The sequence below is a fragment of the Pseudoalteromonas sp. NFXS39 genome, assembly GCF_040148775.1.
Taxonomy (GTDB): domain Bacteria; phylum Pseudomonadota; class Gammaproteobacteria; order Enterobacterales; family Alteromonadaceae; genus Pseudoalteromonas; species Pseudoalteromonas apostichopi.
On record NZ_JAGDEC010000008.1, the window covers coordinates 75,574 to 97,865 of the forward strand.

20 protein-coding genes and 1 tRNA gene are annotated in these 22,292 nt (G+C 41.5%); 8 read left to right on the forward strand and 13 right to left on the reverse strand.

Features of this window, described 5'->3' with window-relative positions:
• Nucleotides 1–127 precede the first annotated feature (127 nt).
• Nucleotides 128–640, forward strand: a complete 513-nt coding sequence (locus J3455_RS15295) for an NUDIX hydrolase (protein ID WP_349562002.1) — start codon at nt 128–130, stop codon at nt 638–640.
• Nucleotides 641–684: 44 nt separating this feature from the next.
• Here J3455_RS15295 and J3455_RS15300 read toward each other — a convergent pair whose 3' ends face one another.
• From J3455_RS15300 to J3455_RS15310, 3 genes are read right to left on the reverse strand one after another with little or no spacing between them, the layout of a single operon-like run.
• Nucleotides 685–1,191, reverse strand: coding sequence for a YgjV family protein (locus J3455_RS15300; RefSeq protein WP_167658166.1), 507 nt, complete (start codon nt 1,189–1,191; stop codon nt 685–687).
• A gap of 49 nt (nt 1,192–1,240) precedes the next feature.
• Nucleotides 1,241–1,807, reverse strand: coding sequence for a Crp/Fnr family transcriptional regulator (locus J3455_RS15305; RefSeq protein ID WP_349562003.1), 567 nt, complete (start codon nt 1,805–1,807; stop codon nt 1,241–1,243).
• Complete coding sequence (locus tag J3455_RS15310; RefSeq protein ID WP_349562004.1) at nt 1,804–2,841, reverse strand: NAD(P)H-dependent flavin oxidoreductase; 1,038 nt, start codon at nt 2,839–2,841, stop codon at nt 1,804–1,806. The genes J3455_RS15305 and J3455_RS15310 overlap by 4 nt, the downstream gene beginning before the upstream one ends.
• A gap of 165 nt (nt 2,842–3,006) precedes the next feature.
• Here J3455_RS15310 and J3455_RS15315 point away from each other — a divergent pair, with 165 nt between their 5' ends.
• Nucleotides 3,007–4,383, forward strand: a complete 1,377-nt coding sequence (locus J3455_RS15315; RefSeq protein ID WP_349562005.1) for an NAD-dependent succinate-semialdehyde dehydrogenase — start codon at nt 3,007–3,009, stop codon at nt 4,381–4,383.
• Between the two features lie 206 nt (nt 4,384–4,589).
• Here J3455_RS15315 and J3455_RS15320 read toward each other — a convergent pair whose 3' ends face one another.
• From J3455_RS15320 to J3455_RS15330, 3 genes are all read right to left on the reverse strand, one after another.
• A complete protein-coding gene (locus J3455_RS15320; protein ID WP_349562006.1) occupies nt 4,590–5,663 on the reverse strand; it encodes an endonuclease/exonuclease/phosphatase family protein in 1,074 nt (357 codons plus the stop codon).
• A gap of 17 nt (nt 5,664–5,680) precedes the next feature.
• On the reverse strand, nt 5,681–5,995 hold the full coding sequence (locus tag J3455_RS15325; protein WP_167658170.1) for a hypothetical protein: 315 nt from the start codon (nt 5,993–5,995) through the stop codon (nt 5,681–5,683).
• A 100-nt stretch (nt 5,996–6,095) separates the two neighbouring features.
• Nucleotides 6,096–6,542, reverse strand: coding sequence for a hypothetical protein (locus tag J3455_RS15330; RefSeq protein ID WP_239976873.1), 447 nt, complete (start codon nt 6,540–6,542; stop codon nt 6,096–6,098).
• Nucleotides 6,543–6,794: 252 nt separating this feature from the next.
• On the opposite strand from J3455_RS15330, the gene rhlP reads away from it, so the two are divergent.
• The 3 genes from rhlP (at nt 6,795) to J3455_RS15345 (ending at nt 11,051) form a co-directional block, all read left to right on the forward strand.
• Nucleotides 6,795–7,607 carry a rhombotarget lipoprotein gene (rhlP, locus tag J3455_RS15335; protein WP_349562007.1) on the forward strand — a complete coding sequence of 271 codons (813 nt, stop codon included), beginning with the start codon at nt 6,795–6,797 and terminating at the stop codon, nt 7,605–7,607.
• A gap of 88 nt (nt 7,608–7,695) precedes the next feature.
• A complete protein-coding gene (locus J3455_RS15340; protein WP_294091150.1) occupies nt 7,696–9,753 on the forward strand; it encodes a TonB-dependent receptor in 2,058 nt (685 codons plus the stop codon).
• A 59-nt stretch (nt 9,754–9,812) separates the two neighbouring features.
• On the forward strand, nt 9,813–11,051 hold the full coding sequence (locus tag J3455_RS15345; RefSeq protein ID WP_349562008.1) for an MFS transporter: 1,239 nt from the start codon (nt 9,813–9,815) through the stop codon (nt 11,049–11,051).
• Here the strand turns inward: J3455_RS15345 and J3455_RS15350 are convergent.
• From J3455_RS15350 to J3455_RS15370, 5 genes are all read right to left on the reverse strand, one after another.
• A complete protein-coding gene (locus J3455_RS15350) occupies nt 11,044–11,454 on the reverse strand; it encodes a GFA family protein (protein ID WP_349562009.1) in 411 nt (136 codons plus the stop codon). The two genes, J3455_RS15345 and J3455_RS15350, sit on opposite strands and share 8 nt — an antisense overlap.
• Before the next feature lies 1 nt (nt 11,455).
• On the reverse strand, nt 11,456–12,469 hold the full coding sequence (locus tag J3455_RS15355) for a fatty acid desaturase (RefSeq protein ID WP_256854990.1): 1,014 nt from the start codon (nt 12,467–12,469) through the stop codon (nt 11,456–11,458).
• A gap of 47 nt (nt 12,470–12,516) precedes the next feature.
• A complete protein-coding gene (locus J3455_RS15360; protein ID WP_349562010.1) occupies nt 12,517–14,688 on the reverse strand; it encodes a putative bifunctional diguanylate cyclase/phosphodiesterase in 2,172 nt (723 codons plus the stop codon).
• Nucleotides 14,689–15,071: 383 nt separating this feature from the next.
• Nucleotides 15,072–15,156 (reverse strand) — tRNA-Leu (locus tag J3455_RS15365).
• Nucleotides 15,157–15,332: 176 nt separating this feature from the next.
• Nucleotides 15,333–16,985 carry an acyl-CoA dehydrogenase family protein gene (locus J3455_RS15370; RefSeq protein WP_349562011.1) on the reverse strand — a complete coding sequence of 551 codons (1,653 nt, stop codon included), beginning with the start codon at nt 16,983–16,985 and terminating at the stop codon, nt 15,333–15,335.
• Nucleotides 16,986–17,126: 141 nt separating this feature from the next.
• Between J3455_RS15370 and J3455_RS15375 the strand changes: the two genes are divergently transcribed.
• The gene (locus tag J3455_RS15375; RefSeq protein WP_130049612.1) at nt 17,127–17,627 is read left to right on the forward strand and encodes an RDD family protein; all 501 of its coding nucleotides are present in this window, start codon (nt 17,127–17,129) and stop codon (nt 17,625–17,627) included.
• A gap of 75 nt (nt 17,628–17,702) precedes the next feature.
• Here J3455_RS15375 and lptG read toward each other — a convergent pair whose 3' ends face one another.
• Nucleotides 17,703–18,770 (reverse strand): LPS export ABC transporter permease LptG, encoded by a 1,068-nt coding sequence (lptG, locus tag J3455_RS15380; protein ID WP_130049613.1) that lies wholly within the window; start codon nt 18,768–18,770, stop codon nt 17,703–17,705.
• Entirely contained in the window at nt 18,767–19,879 is a 1,113-nt protein-coding gene (gene lptF / locus J3455_RS15385) for an LPS export ABC transporter permease LptF (RefSeq protein WP_130049614.1), read from the reverse strand. Before lptF ends, lptG begins: the two co-directional genes overlap by 4 nt.
• A gap of 322 nt (nt 19,880–20,201) precedes the next feature.
• On the opposite strand from lptF, the gene pepA reads away from it, so the two are divergent.
• Nucleotides 20,202–21,716 carry a leucyl aminopeptidase gene (gene pepA, locus J3455_RS15390; RefSeq protein WP_130049615.1) on the forward strand — a complete coding sequence of 505 codons (1,515 nt, stop codon included), beginning with the start codon at nt 20,202–20,204 and terminating at the stop codon, nt 21,714–21,716.
• 126 nt (nt 21,717–21,842) lie between these two features.
• Nucleotides 21,843–22,289 carry a DNA polymerase III subunit chi gene (locus tag J3455_RS15395; RefSeq protein ID WP_130049616.1) on the forward strand — a complete coding sequence of 149 codons (447 nt, stop codon included), beginning with the start codon at nt 21,843–21,845 and terminating at the stop codon, nt 22,287–22,289.
• Nucleotides 22,290–22,292 lie beyond the last annotated feature (3 nt).

Here is a 22,292-nt window from a genome sequence, read left to right on the forward strand (position 1 = left end):
CCAGTTATATTACCTTATTAGTTTCAATTTGGGGTAAGTATAATGAATTAAATGCGAAAAAAAGGTTATTATGGCGCATTCAATATTAAGCTGAGCTGTACTTGCGTTAATTTAAAGTTGTAATCCCATGAAGCTATTAAGAAAAGTAATTCACCCAAGTTTAAGTAATGACTATGGCACGATATTTATTCGTAACACTGCGCGCGCTATCGTATTAAAGGGTGAACAAATACTACTTTTATATACCGCCCGTTATGATGACTACAGCCTACCAGGTGGTGGAGTTGATGAAGGCGAAAGCATTGAGCAAGGGCTTCACCGAGAATTACATGAAGAAACAGGCGCACAACACATCCAAGTAAACCGACCACTGGGGTTATACGAAGAAATCAGGCCTTGGTACAAAGACGACTTCGACTGTGTTCATATCAAGTCTTATTGCTACTTCTGTGAAATAAGCGATGAATTTGCAGACCCAAAAATGGAACATTACGAAGTGCAAAATGGCATGCACCCTAAATGGGTAAATATTTTTGATGCCATAGCACATAATGAAACCACTATGGCAATGAGTGATAAACAGGGCTTATCAATTCAGCGCGAGACCTTTTTATTAAAGCGAATTGCTGACTCGCTTTAGTTTTATTTAAATGGAAAGCATGCTGTAACACTTTGAATATGCATCTATTGACATGTTTTCATCGCTTTTGGAGCGATATAAAAACGCCAAAGTCCTAGTAAATTACTCAATAAAAACACTGCTTCCATTACCACTGCTACTGGCGAGAAAATCAGAACATTATGTGTTAACCAACATAGTGTACCTAAGAGCATAAAAAGCCTTAGTAACAAATCTTTACTCTGAAACGAAGCATAAGTCTGAATTAAGGTCGCTGTTAGGGCAATAAAACTCACCCAAGTGTGCCAAGTAAATAGCACTGCGCTTATGCTCAAAAGCATAAATGCAATCATCACCCAAGTTTTGCGCGCAAAAATAAAGTAACCATAACGTAGTGCTGCGATCAGCATTAAACATGCTGCACTTAAGTTATCGAGCAGCATAAAGTGCACAGATGTGAGTAAAACAGAGCTAAACAAACAAGCTAAAATTGCTTGTCTTTGTTTAAACTGAAATGAAGCCAAATCGAGTAATGTGGCAATGGCCACTAAGCATTGAGATAAAATAAACATAACGACTCCTGAAAAATCAGCAGTGTAATGTTCACTGTTTTGCTGCGCCTTAACTTAAGTTAAGACGCCGCCTAATTCGTGATAAAGAAATAGCTGAGATCCCTAAATACATAGCAACTTCGTTTAAACTCAGTTGTTCAAGCCAGTGCGGTTTTTGATCCCGTAAATATTGATAACGCTGCTCTGGCGTATTCAGTAATAAAAATGCTTCTTTTGCTTCTTTAAATAGTAGCTGCTGACTAATCAGGTTATGTTTGATTGCTTGCCAGTCGGCTCTCTCGAGTAAAACTAAAGGCACCTTAATAAGCTCAGCATCACGTATTACTTTAAGTTGGTAAAGCGCAGGGGTTTTAGTTAACCAATTACCATAAAGCAGTGCAAATTCATCTTGAAAGTAAAACTCTTTACACTTTTGCACGCCTTGTGATGATACATGTAATGCGCCAAGCACCCCAGACACAATTAAGTAACCAGCATCTTGTCCGTCGCCTTGTTGTAATAAAACATCACCTTTAGCGCAACGTTTTATAGAGCATTGCCCAGCAAGCTTGTTACGAAATTCACTGGCAAGCTGATGATAACTATCACCTAGCGGAAGTAACTGGGGATCAGTCAAGATTGCCAACCTTGCATTAATAACGCAGTAATTTGCTCTGCGTTAATACCTTCTCGAACAATAAAGCGCTCACCACACCAAAGCGGTGAAAAACCACTATTGCCTTTGGCTTCGGCTTTTGAGCGTAATGCGGTCATCGCAATCGACGCATAAGGAAAAGGCGGTGCCTGCTCTGGCATTGCACCTAACTCTTGCATGACTCGGTTGCGAACTCCTCGTGCTGGGCGACCTGAAAATAAGGTCGTCAATTCTGTAGAATCTGGCTCGGCCGTTTTTAATACTTCACGATGTAAAGCACTTGTCGTAGCTTCTTCACAAAGTAAGTAAGCACTGCCTACCTGCACTGCAATCACGCCCAAGGCTTGGTACTGTGCTACATCTTCAGAAGTACAGATCCCCCCTGCTGCAATAACGGGTATATCAAGCTCTACACACTCTCGTACTAATTGCAAAGTAGTGGGTTGCAACGATAAATCCATCGATAAAAAATGCCCACGGTGGCCGCCTGCTTCAATCCCTTGTGCAATAATCGCATCGGCCCCATTTGCTTGTAACCAGCGCGCTTCATCTAACGTTGTGGCTGATGAAAGAACAGTCCCGCCCCACGCTTTGATCTGAGAAACAATATCCCTACTTGGCAGACCAAAATGAAAGCTGACAACAGCGGGCTTATAGGGCGCGATAATATCTATCACTTGTTGATTAATTGGCTGACGAGAAGCATTACGGGTTAATTGTGAGGCATCTACATTTAACTCTTCAAAATAAGGTGCTAGCACCCCATGCCAAGCAGTTTGCTGAGCCAATGTATAGTCAGGTGTCTGATGACAAAAGAAATTAAGATTATATGGCTTATCAGTATTCAGGCTTATGTAATCAAGTTCTGACTTAAGCTGCTCTGTCGAAAGCATAGCACAAGGCAACGATCCAAGCCCCCCGGCTTCACAAACAGCCACAGTCAGCTTAGCATTTTGCACACCCGCCATCGGTGCTTGAATAATTGCAAGTTCAGTATTTAACACAGAATTTGTCATTACGTATTCCTTGTAAGTTTTGCAGCCTGTTGCAGTATTTACATAAAAAGAGAGCGAAGCAAACACAAGATAAAAATAAAGTTATTACAAAACAAAAACATAGAAAAATAAAAAACAGGTATTAGCTTTGCAGACTCTCTCCTACAATTTTGTAAGGAGATAATGATGACTGATACTGTTACTACAATCAATCCAGCCAATGAGCAAACTTTAAATACTTATAATCTACTGTCACTTCAACAAGCACAAAGTGAGGTTGAACAATGCCATCAAGCTTTTTTAAAGTGGCGCACAACATCACATGAACACCGTGCAAAATTACTTAATCAACTAGCAGAAGTGATTGAGTCTAATCAGCAAGAAATAGCACAACTGATGACAGATGAAATGGGCAAGTTATATCAACAAGGTCTTCAAGAAGTTGAGCTGTGTGCTGCAATTTGTCGCTACACCGCAGAACAAGGGCCTCAAGTGCTTGCTGATGAAAAGCGAGATATGCAGGACGGTCATGCAATTATTAGTTACCAACCAATTGGTGTGATTTTAGGTATCCAACCTTGGAACTTTCCGCTTTATCAGGTTATTCGATATGCTTGCGCTAATATCATGGCGGGTAATACCACGGTGCTAAAACACGCTGGTAATGTATTTGGCATGGCCGAAAAGATTGAGCAAATGTTTTCACAAGCAGGCTTTGATGATTATTGCTTTAAAAACTTACTGATTGACGGCAAAACTGCAAGCGAGCTAATTGCGCACTCAGCTATTCGTGGGGTGACATTTACTGGCAGCGATGAAACTGGCAAAAAAGTTGCTGAGCAAGCTGGCAAACAAGTGAAAAAAACCGTCCTAGAACTTGGCAGTAATGATGCTTATATCGTACTTGATGATGCCGATTTAAATACTGCCATTAGCGCATGTACACAAGGTCGTTTGATCAACAATGGGCAAACCTGTGTAGCAGCAAAACGTTTTATTGTTGTTGATGCGTTATATGATGATTTTAAAGCCTTAATTAAAGAACAATTTGAGCAAGTTGTGCTTGGCGATCCAAATGATGAAAAGACAACGCTCGGTCCAATGGCTCGCAAAGATCTGCGTGATAAACTGCATCAACAAGTTACAGACTCAGTCAATGCTGGAGCTAATATTATCACCGGTGGCAAGGTTGCTGAGCACACCGGCTTTTACTACACCGCTACCCTTCTTGAGAATGTTAAACCAGGAATGCCTGCTTACGATGATGAATTATTTGGCCCTGTCGCATCACTTATCAGAGCAAAAGATAATGCTGAGGCAATGCAAATCGCTAATGACTCTCGCTATGGCCTTGGCGGCGGTATTTTCTCAAAAGACGAACAGGCAGCCATTGAGCTTGCAAAGCAGCACTTTGATACTGGTATGGTCAATATTAACGGCTATGGTCTTGCGCAACCAAACTTGCCATTTGGGGGGGTAAAAGACAGTGGTTATGGCCGTGAACACGGCGGATTTGGGTTACGAGAATTCGTTAATATTAAAACCATTATGGTCAACGATTAAAATAAAAAGGGCTCATATGAGCCCTTTTTTACACCACTTCACTTAATTAAGAGATCAATTTTAAGGTAATAGAAGCTCGTTGATAGCAGGCAAAAATTTAGTTATTTAGTTTTTCTAAGTCAGAAATTTTTCATGTAGGTAACGATAGGGTTAATCACTCAAAGTGATTAAGTATTATTGCGGGTTGGTATTACACCTAATATTTATTACTCTTTAAACATTGGCACTTGCTGCTTAGACGCAGCAGGCATTTTCAACTCATCAATCGCTTCCTCTTTGTCTATTTGTTCTAGCTGTTTTTGATTAGCTGAGTCTGGGTTATAAACAAGCTCTGTAAGTAGGGCAAAATGGTCAGAGCCATATTTTTCCAAACGCTCTATTCGCTTGACACTGAACTCATTACTATGAAAAAGATGATCAAGTGGCCAACGCATAAAAAAGTAACTTGCATGAAAGGTGTTAAAAAACCCGCGCCCTTTACGTGGGTCCAATAGACCGCTGATACGCATAAACAAACGTGTGCTGCGTGACCAAGCAACATCATTTAAATCACCAGCAACGATACAAGGTCGCAGTCTGTTTTTAAGTGCTTTCGCTAAGATTATCAACTCAGTATCACGGGGTCGCGAGCTGTCCTCCTCTGTGGGGCTAGGGGGAGCAGGGTGAATAAAGTGCCCTTGTACTTCTACGCCATCGGCATCTTCAAACAAAATATGAATTGAGGGGATATCGCTTTCTATAAGCTCACTGACTTGCTGGCGTTTAATTTTGAACTTGCTGTACAAGTGCATGCCATAACGATTATCTTTTGGGCAGTAAACACGATATGGGTACTCTTGTTCTAAACAGCTCAGTTTATTCTGCCAAGTTTGATCAGACTCTAGAGTAATGAGTAAATCAGGTTGGTGCGTTTTTACTATACCAATGAGTTTGTCATATTCGGTGTTCGACATCAGGACATTTGCCGACATAATACGAATACTGTGCTTATCGCTTTTATTGCTTGAGGCAACTTCTTTGTTAGCCAGTTTTGTGTAGGGGTAAATCCATCCGACTTGCAAAATCAGCACAATGATACTTGCAACTGCGCAACCAATAAAAAGCCATGAATCAGTGGTGCTAATTAAATAACCTGCCGCAATTAAACTCGCACAAGCAAGGTAAACCACTTGCAAGCGTACAAAATCACAACTGCGAATTAGATAATGTTGGGAGTATGAAAATGGCAAGATTGAGACCACTAGCAGCATGGCCAATAGTGAACTCAATCCATAAGTCATGATCGATGCAAACAAAATTAGCGGCTCAAAATAGAAATAATTTCTCGGGTGTCTTCCACTAAACGCACGACAGTACCGTCGACTTGAATTGAAATTAGACCATCTCTATCTCGTGATTTAATCACTTTACCGCGGCGGTAAATATCACGATCTAGGATATCGCCTTTACGTAATTTTTTTTGCCAACCAGGTGGTAAATCACCACCATTATCAAGTTTTTTTTCAAGGCCCGGCGGGAGACTTTTACCTTTATCCTTATCCTTGTCTTTTGCAAGTGCGCCAGCCGTCACTAGGCTTAAACCTATCACTGCAACAGTTAACAATGCTTTCATGCGAGTGTTCCTTCTATTAGTTTCAGTTAAGCGTAGCAAGTTTTTCTGAACTGGATATGAAACAAGCAAAAAAAAAGCCGCTAAGCGGCTTTCGACAGGATTAACGATGGCGAGTGACAATTGATAAAATCTCTCGCGTATCGTGTACTAGATGAATCAGGCGATCGTCGATTTCGATGGCAATAATGCCATTTCGGTCACGACGTTTAATTACTCGACCATGGCGATATATATCACGGTCAAGAATATCACCATGATGATAACGCTTATACCAACCTGGTGGTAAGCCACCACCATGCCCTACTTTTTTGTATAAACCGGGTGGCAAATCACGATAGCTGTAGCGGTCATATCGATCATAGTAGCGATCATGTTTGTCATGATGATAATGCTTGTGGTGTTTCTTATGTTTATGGTGCTTTTTATGCTTTTTACGTTCGTGTTTTTGTTCGTATCTATCATGGTCACGATCATGTTTCGCGTTTGCTTCCATAGGTATCAAACTTAAACCTAAAACGGCAACTGAGATAGTAATTAATTTATTCATAATAGAGACCCTTAACGTTTGCTCTTGGTAAAAAGCCTAACGTTTTAGCCTGAATCATAGATGAAGGGTTACAATTTAAAAACGTAACTATTTACATATCAACACATTAGAAAGCCAATCTTTACATTTCTTTAAACTTCTTTGGCACTATTTATGAAAAACTGGGTCTGAGTTACAGCTCCGTTTGCATCGTTTGTCGTTATATTTACCAACGCAAACAAACGCTTCCTCACTACATAATAAGGATAATTTATGAATGCACTAAAATGGTGTTTGATATTTAGTATTGCTGCACTTACGGGTTGTAGTGCCATGATGAGTCAATATGGCAATCAAAAAACGCAATCAAGTTCTTTGGTTGAGTACCTTTATCCAGATCAGCAAGATAGAGCTGCCCATCAAGCGACCATCCCAACCTTGAACTTACCTGCCACTGTAGGGATTGCCTTTATCCCTAACAAGTACAATGGTGGCTTGCATCATAGTGACGAAGTGACACTGCTAAACAAAGTTAAAAAGCAGTTTATGCAATATGACTACATAGACCGCATTGAAGTGATCCCAAGCACTTATTTAAAAGGCGGCGAAGGGTTTACCGCATTAGAGCAAGTATCTCGTTTATATGATGTGGATATTATGGCGCTTGTTTCGTACGACCAGGTGTCGCAAAGCTTAGAAAATAACGCTGCATTTTTATATCTAACTATTGTTGGTTTATATGTGATTCCGGGCAATGAAAACTCAGTACAAACCTTTGTAGATACCGCCGTATTTGATGTAAAAAGCCGAAAAATGCTGTTTCGCGCTCCAGGTATTCATAAAGCAGAGCAACGCAGCACAGCTATTGGCATAGATGAAATGGCAAAAGAGCAGTCGCTGGCAAGCTTTAATGGTGCCGTTGATGACATGATCACAAATCTCGATGCTGAATTGGCGCAATTTAAAACCCGCGTAAAAGAAGAAAAAGTAGCCAATGTCACGCACAGAAATGGTACTGGCGGCAGTAGCTTGTTTTGGTTAGTTGCAGTACTGGCAGGTTTTGCAGTGCATCGCCGAAGCTCATAACAGACAAAGTTATTAATCGCGAAAGCTTTTACCCATCCTAAAAAGCAGTTACCCTTTGGTTTTTGTTGTACCTAACCAAAGGGTTTTCATGAAGTTGTCGATACTCTCAGTGCTTGTGAGCACCTCATTATTTAATCAACAAGCCTTTGCTAATAATGAACTAGAACATATTACAACTACGGCCTCGCGTAGCGAAGTGTTGTCAGATCCATTGCCTGTTGTGGTCAGCAGTATTTCACAAAAGCAACTGGCGCTTATCGCTCCAACTCACATTGAACAAGCCCTTAAACAGGTTGCTGGTGCTAATCTTCAACACGGTAACGGCCAAGAGTATTTACCCGCTTTACGTTCGCCTGTACTTTCTGGTGCAGGAGCCTGCGGCGGCTTACTTACCGCTGAAGATGGTATTCCACTTCGCGCAGCTGGTTTTTGCAACATCAATGAATTATTCGAAGCCCACACTGAAATGGCAGAACGCATCGAAGTACTGAAAGGCCCTGGCTCTGCTCTTTACGGTTCAAACGCAGTACATGGTGTAGTCAACGTGATCACCCCAGATACAACCTATGACCACAACCAACTTGGTTTTGATTACGGATCGTTTGGCTACACCCGCTACAAACTGGGCACTGGCCGTGATTTTGGCCAGCAAGGTTTAGGCATTAATGCCACGATCACCCGAGATACGGGTTACCGTGATGACGAAAGTGTTGACCAAGAAAAGCTATCACTGCGTCACCGTTTTGATGGCGAAAAACTAAGTGTAAGTACAGGCCTAACCTACACTCACTTAGATCAACAAACTGCAGGCTACATAGAAGGCTTTGAAAGTTATAAAGACGAGCAAATAGCACAGTCTAATTTTGATCCAGATGCGTTTCGTAAAGCGCGTTCTTTACGTATTTGGTCAAAACTAAATTGGACACAAGATGAGGCTAACAACTTTACCCTAACGCCTTATATCCGCGACCAAAACATGACCTTCTTTAAGCATTTTTTACCGGGTACTCCCCTTGAAGAAAATGCTCAGCAAGGTGTTGGCCTTCAATCAAGCTGGCAGCATAAGTTAACTGGTGCAAGCCTCTTAACAGTTGGCTTTGATGGTGAGCTGACAGATGCTGATTTTTTACAATATCAGGATAGCCCGACTCAAGGCTCAGCGTTTTTAGTCGCCACCGTGCCTCAAGGTAAACATTACGATTATCAAGTAACTAGCACCCTATTAGCACCATTTGTTAACCTTGATTGGCAGCTTGATGACTTACTCATCAGTCTTGGTGGTCGATACGAGCGTATGCGCTATGACTACACTAACCATATGTTGGCTGGTCGTACAAAAGAAGATGGCACAGCATGCGCAATGGGCGGGTGCCGTTATTCTCGACCAGAAAGTAGCGTAAATAGCTTTACGAACTTCTCGCCAAAGCTTGGTTTAAGCTATCAATATGCTGATAACCAGTTTATCTACGCCAATGCTTCAGAAGGGTATCGAGCACCGCAAGCGGCAGAGCTTTATCAATTACAACGCGAACAAAATGTTGCAGATCTTAACTCTGAAATAGCTAAAAACCTCGAGCTTGGTTTAAAAGGTCAACAAGCACAACTGCATTATGTATTTAGCATTTATGCAATGAATAAAAAGAACACCATTTTCCGCGACAGTGATTTTTATTATGTCAACGACGGCCAAACCCAGCATCGTGGTGTTGAGCTTGAATTAGCCTATGCCATTACACCAAGCTTATCGATGCAAATAGCCGCAAGTCATGCCAAACACACATATAGTTATAATCAGTTACTCGGTGGGGTTAATATCAATGGCAATCTCATTGATACTGCACCACGTAACATTGCAAACTTACAGCTACTTTGGCAAGCAAACGATATAACACGTGTTGGACTTGAGCTGCATACCACCAGCAGCTACTTTACTGATCCTGAAAACCAGCATAGTTACGAAGGCCACTCATTAGTTAACTTAAGAGCAGCATGGCAGCTAACACCTAACTTTACCCTTACTGCACGAATAAACAATTTAACCGATGAGCACTATGCTGAGCGCGCAGACTACACCACATTTAGTGGCGACCGCTACTTTCCGGGTAGACCGCGCAACGCCATGATATCAGCAAGCTATCAGTTTTAAGTAACCGTTTTATTTGGTGAGCTATCTCATAGTTCACCCACGCTGTTTAGTGTTTTGGTATGATAAAAGTACCTATAGCTATCTTTCCAAACAGCGTGTCATCTTCTCAAAACGTAATTCGTAACCTTCTATTAGTACTGGGCATTTTTCTAATTGCAGCCAGTTTACGTGCTCCTATCACTGGGATCGCACCTGTACTTGAACAAATCATTGAACAATTTCAGTTAAGTGCATCACAAGCCGGTATGTTGACTACTTTACCTTTAATCGCGTTTGCTATTGCCTCCCCCATGGCGGCGAGCCTTGCTAAAAAGTGCGGTCTTGAAGTATCGCTGTTCATTGCCCTTGTGCTTATAGGCGTAGGAGTCGTATCTCGCGTTATTGACTCAGCCACAGTGTTATTTATTGGCACTGCAGTGATTGGCGTCGGTATCGCGATTGGTAATGTGTTATTGCCAAGCCTGATAAAACGGGACTTTCCCCATAAAGTGGCTGTTATGACGTCTAGTTATGTTTTGGCAATGGGGATATTTGGCGGAAGCTATTCAGCAATAATCATTCCGCTGGCAGAATATAAAGAACTTGGCTGGCAATTAGCCCTCGCCAGTTATGCCCTATTAGTTGTACTGGCTACTGTTGTGTGGTTACCACAACTTAAGCAACATACCATGCCAAAAAAATCATCTGTGCCAAGTAGTACACAAAGCAAAATTTGGCACTCAGCACTTGCTTGGCAAATCACTTCACTGCTCGGCTTTAACTCATTTTTCACTTATATCATGCTAGGTTGGCTGCCCAGCATTTTAATAGAGGTTGGTCATAGTGCGCAGCATGCTGGTGCTTTACAAGGCGCCTTTCAAGTTGCCTCCGCCCTGCCAGGGATTGTGCTTATTCCGCTACTTGCCAAATTAAAAGATCAACGTATTTTAACTTTAAGCCTTGCGTTACTTGGGGCGCTTTGTTCACTTGGGTTATTAGTTGCACCTAGTTTCGCGATGTTTTGGTCAATCACTCTAGGTTTTTGTTCAGGCGCATGTTTTATTCTAGGTTTATCATTCGTAAGCCTGCGAACTCAAGACTCAATGCAAGCCGCAGCTTTGTCGGGCATGGCACAATGTATCGGATATTTATTGGCTGCAACCGGCCCTATTATTGCGGGTGCCTTACATAGTTATTTTAATAATTGGGAAGGAGCACTTTGGCTGTGTATTGCATCAAGTCTACTGTGTGCTTTGTTTGGTTATTTAAGTGGCCGAAATCTAACTATCGGCCAACAACAAAAAGGGGCAGCTAATTAGGTGCGGTTTCAAAGATACTCATATCACTTAGTTTATCGAGCCAAGGCTTATGTGAACGATACCAAATATGCGCTTTAGGGATAAGCTCATCAGCTTGCTCTACAGCTCCAATACGTAAGCCATAAATACGCTCACCTGCACCTACAGAAGTCGCGTACAAGGCTGTACCACAGTTACCACAAAAGCCTTGCGCACGCTGATTACCACTTTCGGCTATTTTTATATATTCTTTTGGCTCAGCACCTGTAAAGGTAACCCCATCTGGCACAGACACCACAACAGTGCGAAAAGGCGCACCCGAGATAATTTGGCAATCTGTACAGTGGCAGTTAATCACTTTATTTTCATCAACTTCTGCATTGTAAGTTACCTCACCACAATGACAACGACCTGTTACCTTCATATTAAATTCCTTGTTGAGATGACTGCTCTTTTACTGGGTAGTGATTGGCATGTTTTAAGCTTTGTAAGTCATTAAAACGTACCCCATGCTGGGCCATAATAGGATGTATTTTTTTGCTGATCAATTGCCTAATGTAAAAGGGCTGATTCGGTACAAAATGGTGGATTGTGTGTGTGCGACCAAAATCAAAACAAAATAATTGAAACGGTAAAAACCAGCGACTGGTGATCACATGCGTTTGCTCTAGCAAATTATTTACACCACCATAATAATGCATTGAAGATGTCACCAAGTTAAGAGACGTTGAGCGAATGATATTAGGCACGATAAGTACCACCATTAAGAATTCAGCCCCAGTAAGTAACTCTACTCCCCAAGCGGGTAATGTAAATGGCTGCACAAATTGCAGAGCATAGTAAGCAATTACCCCATAAAGAGTCGCAAAATACGCTGTTGCAACAGGAAAGCCTGCATTAAAAACTCGTAAAAACTTAAAGCCACTAATTTCTTTATTAAATCGCTTGGTATTAATTAATAAACCTAGCAAGCCATCAGTGATAACCAACACCCTCAAAAATGGTGATTTTATGCCATTGCCCACTAAGCGCTCCTCTAAATCTTGAGAGGTGCCGGATACTTTATGGTGATGTAAGTGAATTTTTCTGCGATACCAAGGGTTAACCGTATTTGGCCGCATTAACCACACGGTTAGCATCATCAGGTTATGTGTAAAAGGACGATTACTAAAATACTGCTTATGGATCAGATCATGTTCAAGTTCATGCGATATCGAGGTAATAAAAGCAGCCAAAATGATACACAGCCATGCAGGAATAATAGCTAAATAATAGAGTGTCGCAACGCCGAATAGTGAACATAACGACACGAGTAGAATAGCCATAGCAATTGTATTTTGCTGATTAAGTATAGGATAAAGCGATCTTAGCGACTGCTCTTCAGCCTTAATAGCTGAAACTATCGTCTTTATATTTTGTTTCGCAGTTGATTTTGACATAGTAAGCTTTTACTAGCAGGTTGATATCAAAATCATACCGTAATTACCTACTGCGCTCGAGGAAATTGCGTTAAAAATGGCAGTATATCGCTTGCTGGCAATGGCTTTGAAAAGTAATAGCCTTGGATATAGTCACAGCCAGCTTCTGTTAGTACAGCCAATTGTTCGCGTTCTTCAACCCCTTCAGCAACAACTTTAATACCCAGAACACGACTCATTTGAATAATTGATTTGACCAGCGCTTCGTCACCTGAATCAACATGTACTTCGTCTATAAAAGACTTATCTAGCTTAAGTACATCGACAGGAAAACGGCGTAAGTAGCTAAGAGACGAATAACCCGTACCAAAATCATCTAATGAAATTAAACACCCTGCTTGCTTCAACTGCCTTAACACATCTAGATGATTGGTGTTTTCTGGAGCTAAAACACTTTCGGTTAATTCAAATGAAATTTGGGATGGTTTAACCCCTTGGCTTTTAATAACCTCAAGCCATGTATTACGCTCAGGGTTATACTCAGTAAACTCAAATAAAGAACGGTTTACGTTAAAAACAACGTTTTCATAACCTTTTGCTTCTAACTCTTTTACTTGCTGACAAGTTTTAGTCAACACGAGTTCACCGAGTGGAATAATCACCCGAGACTCTTCAGCCAAAGGAATAAACTCAGCAGGTGATAGCCATTGGCCTTGATTATTCCAGCGTACTAAACTTTCGAATTTAGCAACTGTGTTATTTTCAATATCGATAATAGGTTGAAAATACACTTCAATATCATTGTTTTTCACAGCTTGGGTAAGCTGTTCTACTAACAAATTGTGTTTTTTGACCTTGTTATCCATCTCTTTACAGAAAAACAGGTACTCATCACCTGTTTGCTTGGCATTTAAGGTGGCAAGTTCAGCTTGGCGTATTAAACGACGGGCAACCTTTTCAATTTTATAATTTGAAGTAGCCGTTTCAGTTTGCTCAAATTGACTCATTCCCAGCGTAACTGAAACCTGCTGACTAATTCCACCAATCGAAAAAGGTTCAACAAGTAACGCGGTAATTTGTTTGCAAACATGCTCAAGTTCACTAACGTGCTGATAAGTTTGTAAGATGGCAAAGCTATCACCATCAATACGCGAAAAAGCACACTCTTTAAAACTGCCATTAAGCCGTTTTGACAGCTCGCATAGTACCTTATCGCCAAACGTTAAGCCGTAGACTGTGTTGATGTCTTGAAACTTATCAACATCGAAGTAGATCACTGCTAAGTTAGTATTCGCATCATCTTGGTAAGACAAAGACGATATTAGCTTGCATAAATACTCTTTAAAGTAAAAACGATTGGTTAAACCGGTGAGTTGGTCATGGTTTGCGTGAAAATAGATTTTCTGTTCAGCTTCTTTTTTCTCGGTGATATCCAAAATAAACGCAACATAGCAATCTTCACCATTATTTTGCATTTTGGTAATAGATAAAAATTGCGTATACAGCTTACCTTGTTTGGTTTTATTCGTTATTTCACCAGACCACTTACCCTCTGTATTAATTTGATGCCACATCGCTTTGTAAAAATGTGGATCATACTTGTTTGAGCTTAAAATTTTTGGGTTTTGCCCCAATACTTCACTCAGCGAGTAACCGGTCATTTCAGTAAATGCCGTATTTGCATAAGTAATATGTACATTATGGTCGCAAATAAAAATCGCTTCGTGGCTTTGCTCGATAAGTTGATTTGCAAAATCAAGTTTAGCAATAAAGCGGTCTTTTTCGATTTCTCGCTGAATAAGACCTGTAAATAACGAGAAGAAAGACTCTATTTGCATCGCATCGTTTATTTCATGCTGAAATAGTGCGACAAGAATAGTATCTGTTTTGCCAGATATACTTTGTAAAGGCACACCCACATAGGCTTCTATGCCCATATCAACAAGTAACTGATCGTTAGGGAATAGCTGCTGAACTCCAGAGCTGTAACTTGAGATACTACCACACCTTACATCGTTGCATGGCGTACAGCGGATATCGTAGTTGATGTTTTCTACAATTTCGTCATGCTCAGCCAAAGCGATGGTTGTCGCATGCAAAGTCGACTCATCAACTTGAGCTAAAAAAACATGAGAAGCACCAAGCACTTCCGATAAAGACAGGCATATTGCATTATAAAAGTTTTCACTTTTTAAATTTGAAATACTTTCAACTATACGCTTTAAGTCGTATGTACCCACGCTAAGTTACCTTACCCGATATTGTGCACTAAGTGATTGACCTCACTTATAGTTTAGAAAACAAATTGTATTATAAGACGCATGCAAACACCATCGTACTCTAGTCTTAAACGGTTACTTTCCAAGCAAATAAGCACACATTTTTCATGGTTATTTGTAGATCAAACATAGTTTGAACTTGGTCGGTTATAAATAGAACAAAAGTTGCTTTAATAGTGGTGGAGTTGGTACTTAAATTTGAGTTATAAGCTCTGGGTTCTAGGTACTAGGCGATAGGCGATAGGCGATAGGCGATCACTCGGCTGATAGCTGATAGCTGATAGCTGATAGCTGATAGCTTTCAGGCATAAAAAAACCCTAACCAATTGGCTAGGGTTAAAAAGTGGTACCAGTAGGCGGACTTGAACCGCCACGCCCGAAGGCAACGGATTTTGAATCCGTCATGTCTACCAATTCCATCATACTGGCTTCATTTTTCTTTAACCTTCTAAACACGAGAAGATAAAGAAAAACCACTTTAGAGCAAAAGCTTTTTAAACTGCTTTTGTCTCTATGCCAAGCATTATACAAAGAATAGGTAAGGCAGCAAGCGTTTTATGCGGTGCCACTACTCAACCGCACAATAATTAAACAAGTTGTTAACTTTAGAGTTTTGGCATCATTCGTGAAACAATAGCCTGACAATCGATGTCATGACTAAGACAGCCGTACTGGCTAAAACTCACTTCATTTAGACGACTCTTCACAAACGCGTCTGCAATAAGTGGCTCGCCAAATTGTAATAGCGTTGATGCTTGCCAAAGTAGCGCAAGCCTTTCAATTATGCGTCGAGCATGCATTTCGAGATTCTCGGCATCAGTGAGCATTCGTTGTAGTTCATCTAACTTTGTCGCGTAGTCGAGGCTCAAACTGCGTGCCTTTTCAAGCTCATTCATAAGCACCTTCAGAGATTCAGGCTCACGATTAAATACACGCAAAAGATCAAGGCACTGTACATTACCAGAACCTTCCCAAATTGAGTTAACAGGTGCTTCTTTATAAAGTCGACTGATAATGTTGTCTTGCACATAACCCACGCCACCAATACATTCCATAGCCTCATAGGTCTGCTGCACCGCACGCTTACAGATCCAGTATTTACCTATTGCAGTGGCACTGCGTACTAATGCAACTTCATTGCTATTACCTTGATTATCAAGAGCATGTGCAATGCGCATGGAAATAGCAAGTGCAGCTTCAGCCTCGATAGCTAAATCTGCCAGTACATTAAGCATTAGTGGCTGCTGGTGCAGGTTTTTACCAAATACACTTCGCCCTGAAGTGTGCCATATCGCTTCTTTCACAGCTTGCAACATCAACGAACTTGAACCAAGCATACAATCATAACGAGTCAAAGCGACCATTTGAATAATAGTTGCAATGCCTCGCCCTGGCTCTCCTAGCAACCAGCCATGCGCGCCTCTGAACTCTATTTCAGAGCTCGCATTCGATTGATTACCTAACTTATTTTTTAAACGCTGAATATACATGGCATTTTTCTCACCAGTTTCGAGCCAACGCGGCACTAAGAAGCAGGATAATTGGTTTTCATCAGTGTTAGCGAGTACTAAAAATGCGTCACTCATGGGCGCTGAGCAAAACCATTTGTGCCCAGTTAAAGCATATAATTGCCCTGCGCCACTTTCATTAATAGCTGCGGCTTTAGTGGTATTGGCTCGAACATCAGAGCCGCCTTGTTTTTCGGTCATCGCCATACCTATAGTGACACCCTTTTTTTCAGACCAAGGCTTATTATCAGGGTCGTAATGATTTGCCATTATTTTCGGTAGCCACATAGCTGCGATATTTTCTTGGCTGGCAATAGCTGGCACACTGGCAAAAGTCATGGTTAATGGACAGCCGGAGCCCGGATCTGCATGATTGTGCAGCACTGCCATCACAGCTCTTACAACATGACTCCCGGCTTTTTGTTGCTGCCAAGGCAATGCGCAGTGACCTTGCTCTATGGCATGCTGCATCAGCTCATGATAGCTTGGATGATAGTCAACTTGGTCTATGCGTTCGCCAAACCGACTGTGAGTCGTTAATTCTGGTAAGTGTTTGTTTGCTAAAAAACCAGCTTGCAGTAATACGCCACCCACTTGCTCCCCAAACGCAGCTAAATGCACAGTTCCCCACTGCCCTGCAAAACGGTTTTGCCAATACTGTAATACGGTATCAGCCTCGTAGGCATTGTAGTTTTCAAGTGGTTTGGGTTGATTAAATACCTGATGGGTTTCGCTTTGAGAAACGGCCATAATTGTGTGCTCATTTTTTATTATTTTCTCAACTATAGCAGGTCAGACCTGTTTGTCGACTTGCTAAACGGCCGTTAAGTATTTCTTGTTTGCGAAGGACTTTGCTAAACTACTGCGCAATTTAATTGGATGAGATTGTTTATGTCAGCTGAGTTTCCACGTGCCGGTTTCTGGCGCCGCTTTGCCTCTTTAATCTACGATACCTTGGTTATCATTGCCTTTGCGATGCTGACTACCGTACTGTATTTATTAGCTGTTCAAGGGCTAATTTCTTTAGACTTACTAAGCATTGGTGACGCTGAGGATGTATCTGCTTTCATTCAAAACTCGCCATTACTGTATGGCATTCGAAGTGCATTATTGGTAATAGTGAGTATTAGTTTCTTTAGCTACTTTTGGGCTAAGAGTGGCCAAACAATTGGTATGCGGGCATGGCGTTTAAAGGTGCAAACCCTCGATGGTCAATTAATTAGCTGGCAACAAGGTGCACTTAGAGCCATTACTGCGCTATTAGGTTTAGGTAATTTAGTGGTGTTGGTCGATTTTAAAAATAAGCGCGCATTGCAAGATTACATCGCAAAAACTGAAGTGATCACCCTCACCAAAGAAGAAAATAAACGTATTTATCGCTCACTTGATTAAGTGATTAAGCAACACATCAAGTACAAAAAAAGCGTGGCAACAAACCACGCTTTTTTTGTGCATTTTAAACGAGCATTACACTCGTTTATTCAATAGATAAGTAGCAAACCCTATAAACAGTAAGCTTGGTAACACAGCACCAACCACAGCTGGAATTTGATAAACCATCACCACAGGACCAAAAATTTCATTGGTTAAGTGGAAAGTAATACCTGTTATTACACCCATGATGATACGTGCACCCATGGTTACTGTGCGAAGCGGGCCGAATATAAACGATAAGGCAACTAACAACATAACGGCTATAGATACCGGTTGCATAACCTTACGCCATAAAGCTAACTCATAAGTGCTGGTGTCTTGCTCATTTTGCTGCAAATAACCTAAATATGACCAAAGCCCAGTAAACGAAAGCGCCTCGGGCTTCACTGATACAACTCCTAACTTTTCAGCGGTCAGCTGCGAGTCGTAAAACTCTTCCTTGTGCTGTTCAGTACTGATCTGCTCAGGTGTGATCACCACCTTATTCACATCACGAAGTAACCAACCATCTTTACGATTTAATGCCTCTTCAGCCTTTGTGATCTGAGTAAGTTGCAACGACTTATCAAAGTGATACATATGCACGCCACGTAACGTACCTTGCTGGTCGACATCTTCGATATTAATAAAATTGCTGCCATCTTTTGCCCACACACCTTGCTTGGCATTAAAAACATCACCACCATAAATTGCTTGATTGCGTATTTCTTTTGCCTTGAGCTGTGCTTCAGGGGCGCCCCATTCACCAAGCGCCATCATACAAATCGCCATAAACATAGCGGTTTTCATAACTGAAGTAATAATTTGCAGACGTGACATACCCGCGGCTTGCATTACCACCAACTCACTGTTGGATGCTAAAGCGCCAAGACCGGTCAATCCGCCAATCAGTGCAGCCATAGGAAAGAAAATAACCAAATCACCCGGCATGCTGTATATGGTGTAGATCAGCGCGGTTGCAATATCATAGCTACCACGACCAACCGATTTTAACTGCTCAATAAACTTAATCAGGGTACTAATACCCACCAGTACCATTAAAGCAAAACCGGTTGTTTGAATAATGCTGCGGCCTAAATACCAGTCGAGAGTTTTCATCATATGCTTAGCTCCCGCTTAGTCACAATTGACCTTAACCATGCGCCGAGCGGACGACCTTTAATAATCAAGAAACCACCAATAAACAAAGCTGATAAATGAATCCACCACAAGCCAATTGAAGGTGGGATTTTGCCATCTTCAACTGCAAATTTAGCGGCATTCAGTAAAATGAAATACCCTAAATACAAGCTGATTGCGGGCACCAATTTAGCGAATTTACCTTGGCGCGGATTCACCACACTTAGCGGTACTGCTAATAAGGTTAATAATGGAATTGAAAGCGGGATAGCTAAACGCCACTGCCACTGTGCAATGGCTTCAGAGGTTTTCATTTTGAATAAATCAAGCGTTGAAATAGCTTCTAACTTACGGCGCTGATGTTCAATTTCTTGATCTTGAATTTGCACACTGTAACCATCGAACTCTGTTAAGTTTAACGCAGCAGACTCGCCATCTGTTTCGTAGCGCTTACCATCGTTAAGAACAAGTTGCTGTTCACCGTTTTCTTGCTCAATCACCACACCACGTTCTGCATACACCAAACGTGCTAAGTCACCTTTTTCACGATCGGGTAGCTGAGCAACAAATACTTTGTGTAGCTCTTTTCCGCTATTTTCGATGTTGTGAATAAAAACAACCGCTTTTTCGTTTCCAGTTTGCTGAAAACGCCCTGCACGAAGTGCCGATAAGCCAGCATCCGCTTTTGCTTGCTCTTTTAATTGATATTCTTGTTCACTGGCCCATGGCGCAACATAAAGTGTCAGCGCCCCAGCTAAAACAGCCATCGCAGTACTTGAGATAAGTGTGACACGAACCACATACCACTCACTAACACCGCAGGCTTTGAAAACAGTCATTTCGCTGTCAGCATAAATGCGACTGTACGCCAAAATAATACCCAAGAAGATACTCAAAGGCAGTATAAGAGAAGCTAATTGAGGAAGTTTTAGTGCAATCATCGAAAGCACAAGTTTAGCTGGAAGACCCCCTTCAGAGGCGTCTCCTAAGATAACGACAAACTTTTGAGACACAAAAATAGTCATCAAAGTTAAAAATACGGCGACCTGCGACTTGAAGACTTCAGTGGTCAAATAACGAAAAATTAGCAATGCTCGCCCCTGTTAAACATCGAGTTTCACTGGAATAGTAAGGAATTTTGAGTAAACTAGTTATTTTACTCACTTTATTATATGCCATCAAAGTTAAATATCATACCTAGCAAGAACATATAATCTTGCATAAATGGTGCAGATGGCGTCTATTATGTGATATTGATATTCACATTAAGATAAAGTTCAAAAACACATAAATAGAGTCATAGTTTATGTACTAAGATTAGTGCTATTAAACTAAAAAATGTAAGAAAGGACTCGAAAAAGAATTTCTTACCCTTATAAACTAAGGTTATACGACTCAATATCAGGAGTAACAATGGAATTTAGCGTAAAAAGTGGTAGTCCAGAAAAGCAACGTAGCGCATGTATTGTAGTAGGCGTTTATGAGCCACGTCGTTTATCCCCCATTGGTGAACAATTAGATAAAATCAGTGACGGTTATATCTCAAATTTGCTACGCCGCGGTGACCTTGAAGGTAAACCAGGCCAAGTATTGCTATTACATCATGTACCAAATGTACTGAGTGAGCGTGTGTTGTTAGTCGGTTGTGGTAAAGAGCGTGAGCTTGATGACAAACAATATAAACAAATCATCTCAAAAACGATTAACACGCTAAACGAAACCGGTTCAATGGAAGCAGTATGCTTTTTAACAGAGCAACACGTTAAAAGCCGCGACACCTACTGGAAAGTGCGCCAAGCAGTTGAAACAACTCAAGACTGCTTATACACCTTCAACCAACTGAAAAGCAAAAAGAGCGATCCGCGTCGCCCACTTCGTAAAATTGTTTTCAACGTGCCAACACGCCGCGAGTTAACAATTGGCGAAAGCGCCATTGAGCATGGCTTAGCAATCGCTGCAGGTAGCAAATTATGTAAAGACGTTGCCAACATGCCACCAAATATCTGTAACCCTGCGTATTTAGGAGAACAAGCACAAGAGCTTGCTAATAACTTCGATAATGTAAGCGTTGATATTATTGGTGAAGAAAAAATGGCTGAGCTTGGCATGAATTCATACTTAGCGGTAGGTCGTGGTAGTGCTAATGAATCAGTTATGTCAGTAATCAACTATCAAGGTGGCGACAAAGACCAATCACCTATCGTATTAGTAGGTAAAGGCTTAACCTTTGACTCAGGCGGTATTTCAATCAAGCCTGGCGAAGCCATGGACGAAATGAAATACGATATGGGTGGTGCAGCGGGTGTTATTGGTACTATGCGCGCATTGGTACAAATGCAGTTACCTATCAACGTTGTCGGTGTTTTAGCCGGTTGTGAAAACATGCCAGGGTCAAATGCTTATCGCCCTGGTGATATTTTAACAACGATGTCAGGTCAAACAGTTGAAGTGTTAAACACTGATGCTGAAGGTCGTTTAGTGCTGTGTGATGCCCTAACTTATGTTGAGCGTTTCGAACCAGATACTGTTGTCGACGTAGCAACACTTACGGGTGCGTGTATTATTGCTCTGGGTTCACATGCAACGGGCTTACTATCTAACCATAACCCACTTGCCCATGACCTACTTAAAGCGTCTGAGCAAAGTGGCGACCGCGCATGGCAGCTTCCGCTATGGGATGACTATCAAGAGCAACTTGAAAGCCCATTCGCTGATTTTACCAACTTAGGTGGTCGTGCTGCAGGTACGATTACAGCAGCATGCTTCTTATCTAAATTCACCAAAAAATACAACTGGGCGCATTTAGATATCGCAGGTACAGCATGGCGCAGCGGCGGTAAAAACAAAGGTGCAACTGGTCGTCCGGTTCCTATGTTAACCCAGTATTTGTTAAACCGTGCGGGCATAAGTGAAGCAAGTCACGATTAAGCCTTGTCGAAAGCTTAAAACTAACCCTAAATAAGGCGCCAAATGGCGCCTTATTAATTGAAGCAATTCGCGTTCTATGTCAAAATCCCTGCTTTGATCTGTGTATCTGTGGGGACGAAAGTCACTATGAATATGAACGCACAATTTTACGTTCTAAAACAAGATGATAGTGTCCACCAAACGGCAGACGCTGTTTTCGATCTTGCAGCCAAAATTGCTGCAGATCAGTATCGTCTAGGTCATCGCGTATTTATTTACGCCGATAACACCGACACGGCCCACACAATCGACGACATTATTTGGTCATTTGAACCAGATAGTTTCGTACCTCACAACTTACAAGGTGAAGGCCCTAAAGGTGGCGCTCCGGTTGAGATTGGTATGACTCCACCTGTCGGCAACAGAAAAATATTAATCAACTTAGCTGAACACCTACCGGATTTTATCCGTCGTTTTCAGCAGGTTTATGATTTCGTACCCGTTGAGCCAAATGCTAAACAAGCCGCCCGTGAGCGGTTTAAAAAGCTTCGCCAACTGGGCGCCCATATTGCAACGCAAGAAATTGACATTTAAGCA

Coding starts and splice junctions, on each gene's coding strand:
- J3455_RS15295 (WP_349562002.1), top strand. CDS start 128: ATGAAGCTATTAAGAAAAGTAATTCACCCAAGTTTAAGTAATGACTAT.
- J3455_RS15300 (WP_167658166.1), bottom strand. CDS start 1,191: ATGTTTATTTTATCTCAATGCTTAGTGGCCATTGCCACATTACTCGAT.
- J3455_RS15310 (WP_349562004.1), bottom strand. CDS start 2,841: ATGACAAATTCTGTGTTAAATACTGAACTTGCAATTATTCAAGCACCG.
- J3455_RS15315 (WP_349562005.1), top strand. CDS start 3,007: ATGACTGATACTGTTACTACAATCAATCCAGCCAATGAGCAAACTTTA.
- J3455_RS15320 (WP_349562006.1), bottom strand. CDS start 5,663: ATGACTTATGGATTGAGTTCACTATTGGCCATGCTGCTAGTGGTCTCA.
- J3455_RS15325 (WP_167658170.1), bottom strand. CDS start 5,995: ATGAAAGCATTGTTAACTGTTGCAGTGATAGGTTTAAGCCTAGTGACG.
- J3455_RS15330 (WP_239976873.1), bottom strand. CDS start 6,542: ATGAATAAATTAATTACTATCTCAGTTGCCGTTTTAGGTTTAAGTTTG.
- rhlP (WP_349562007.1), top strand. CDS start 6,795: ATGAATGCACTAAAATGGTGTTTGATATTTAGTATTGCTGCACTTACG.
- J3455_RS15340 (WP_294091150.1), top strand. CDS start 7,696: ATGAAGTTGTCGATACTCTCAGTGCTTGTGAGCACCTCATTATTTAAT.
- J3455_RS15345 (WP_349562008.1), top strand. CDS start 9,813: ATGATAAAAGTACCTATAGCTATCTTTCCAAACAGCGTGTCATCTTCT.
- J3455_RS15350 (WP_349562009.1), bottom strand. CDS start 11,454: ATGAAGGTAACAGGTCGTTGTCATTGTGGTGAGGTAACTTACAATGCA.
- J3455_RS15355 (WP_256854990.1), bottom strand. CDS start 12,469: ATGTCAAAATCAACTGCGAAACAAAATATAAAGACGATAGTTTCAGCT.
- J3455_RS15370 (WP_349562011.1), bottom strand. CDS start 16,985: ATGGCCGTTTCTCAAAGCGAAACCCATCAGGTATTTAATCAACCCAAA.
- J3455_RS15375 (WP_130049612.1), top strand. CDS start 17,127: ATGTCAGCTGAGTTTCCACGTGCCGGTTTCTGGCGCCGCTTTGCCTCT.
- lptG (WP_130049613.1), bottom strand. CDS start 18,770: ATGATGAAAACTCTCGACTGGTATTTAGGCCGCAGCATTATTCAAACA.
- pepA (WP_130049615.1), top strand. CDS start 20,202: ATGGAATTTAGCGTAAAAAGTGGTAGTCCAGAAAAGCAACGTAGCGCA.
- J3455_RS15395 (WP_130049616.1), top strand. CDS start 21,843: ATGAATATGAACGCACAATTTTACGTTCTAAAACAAGATGATAGTGTC.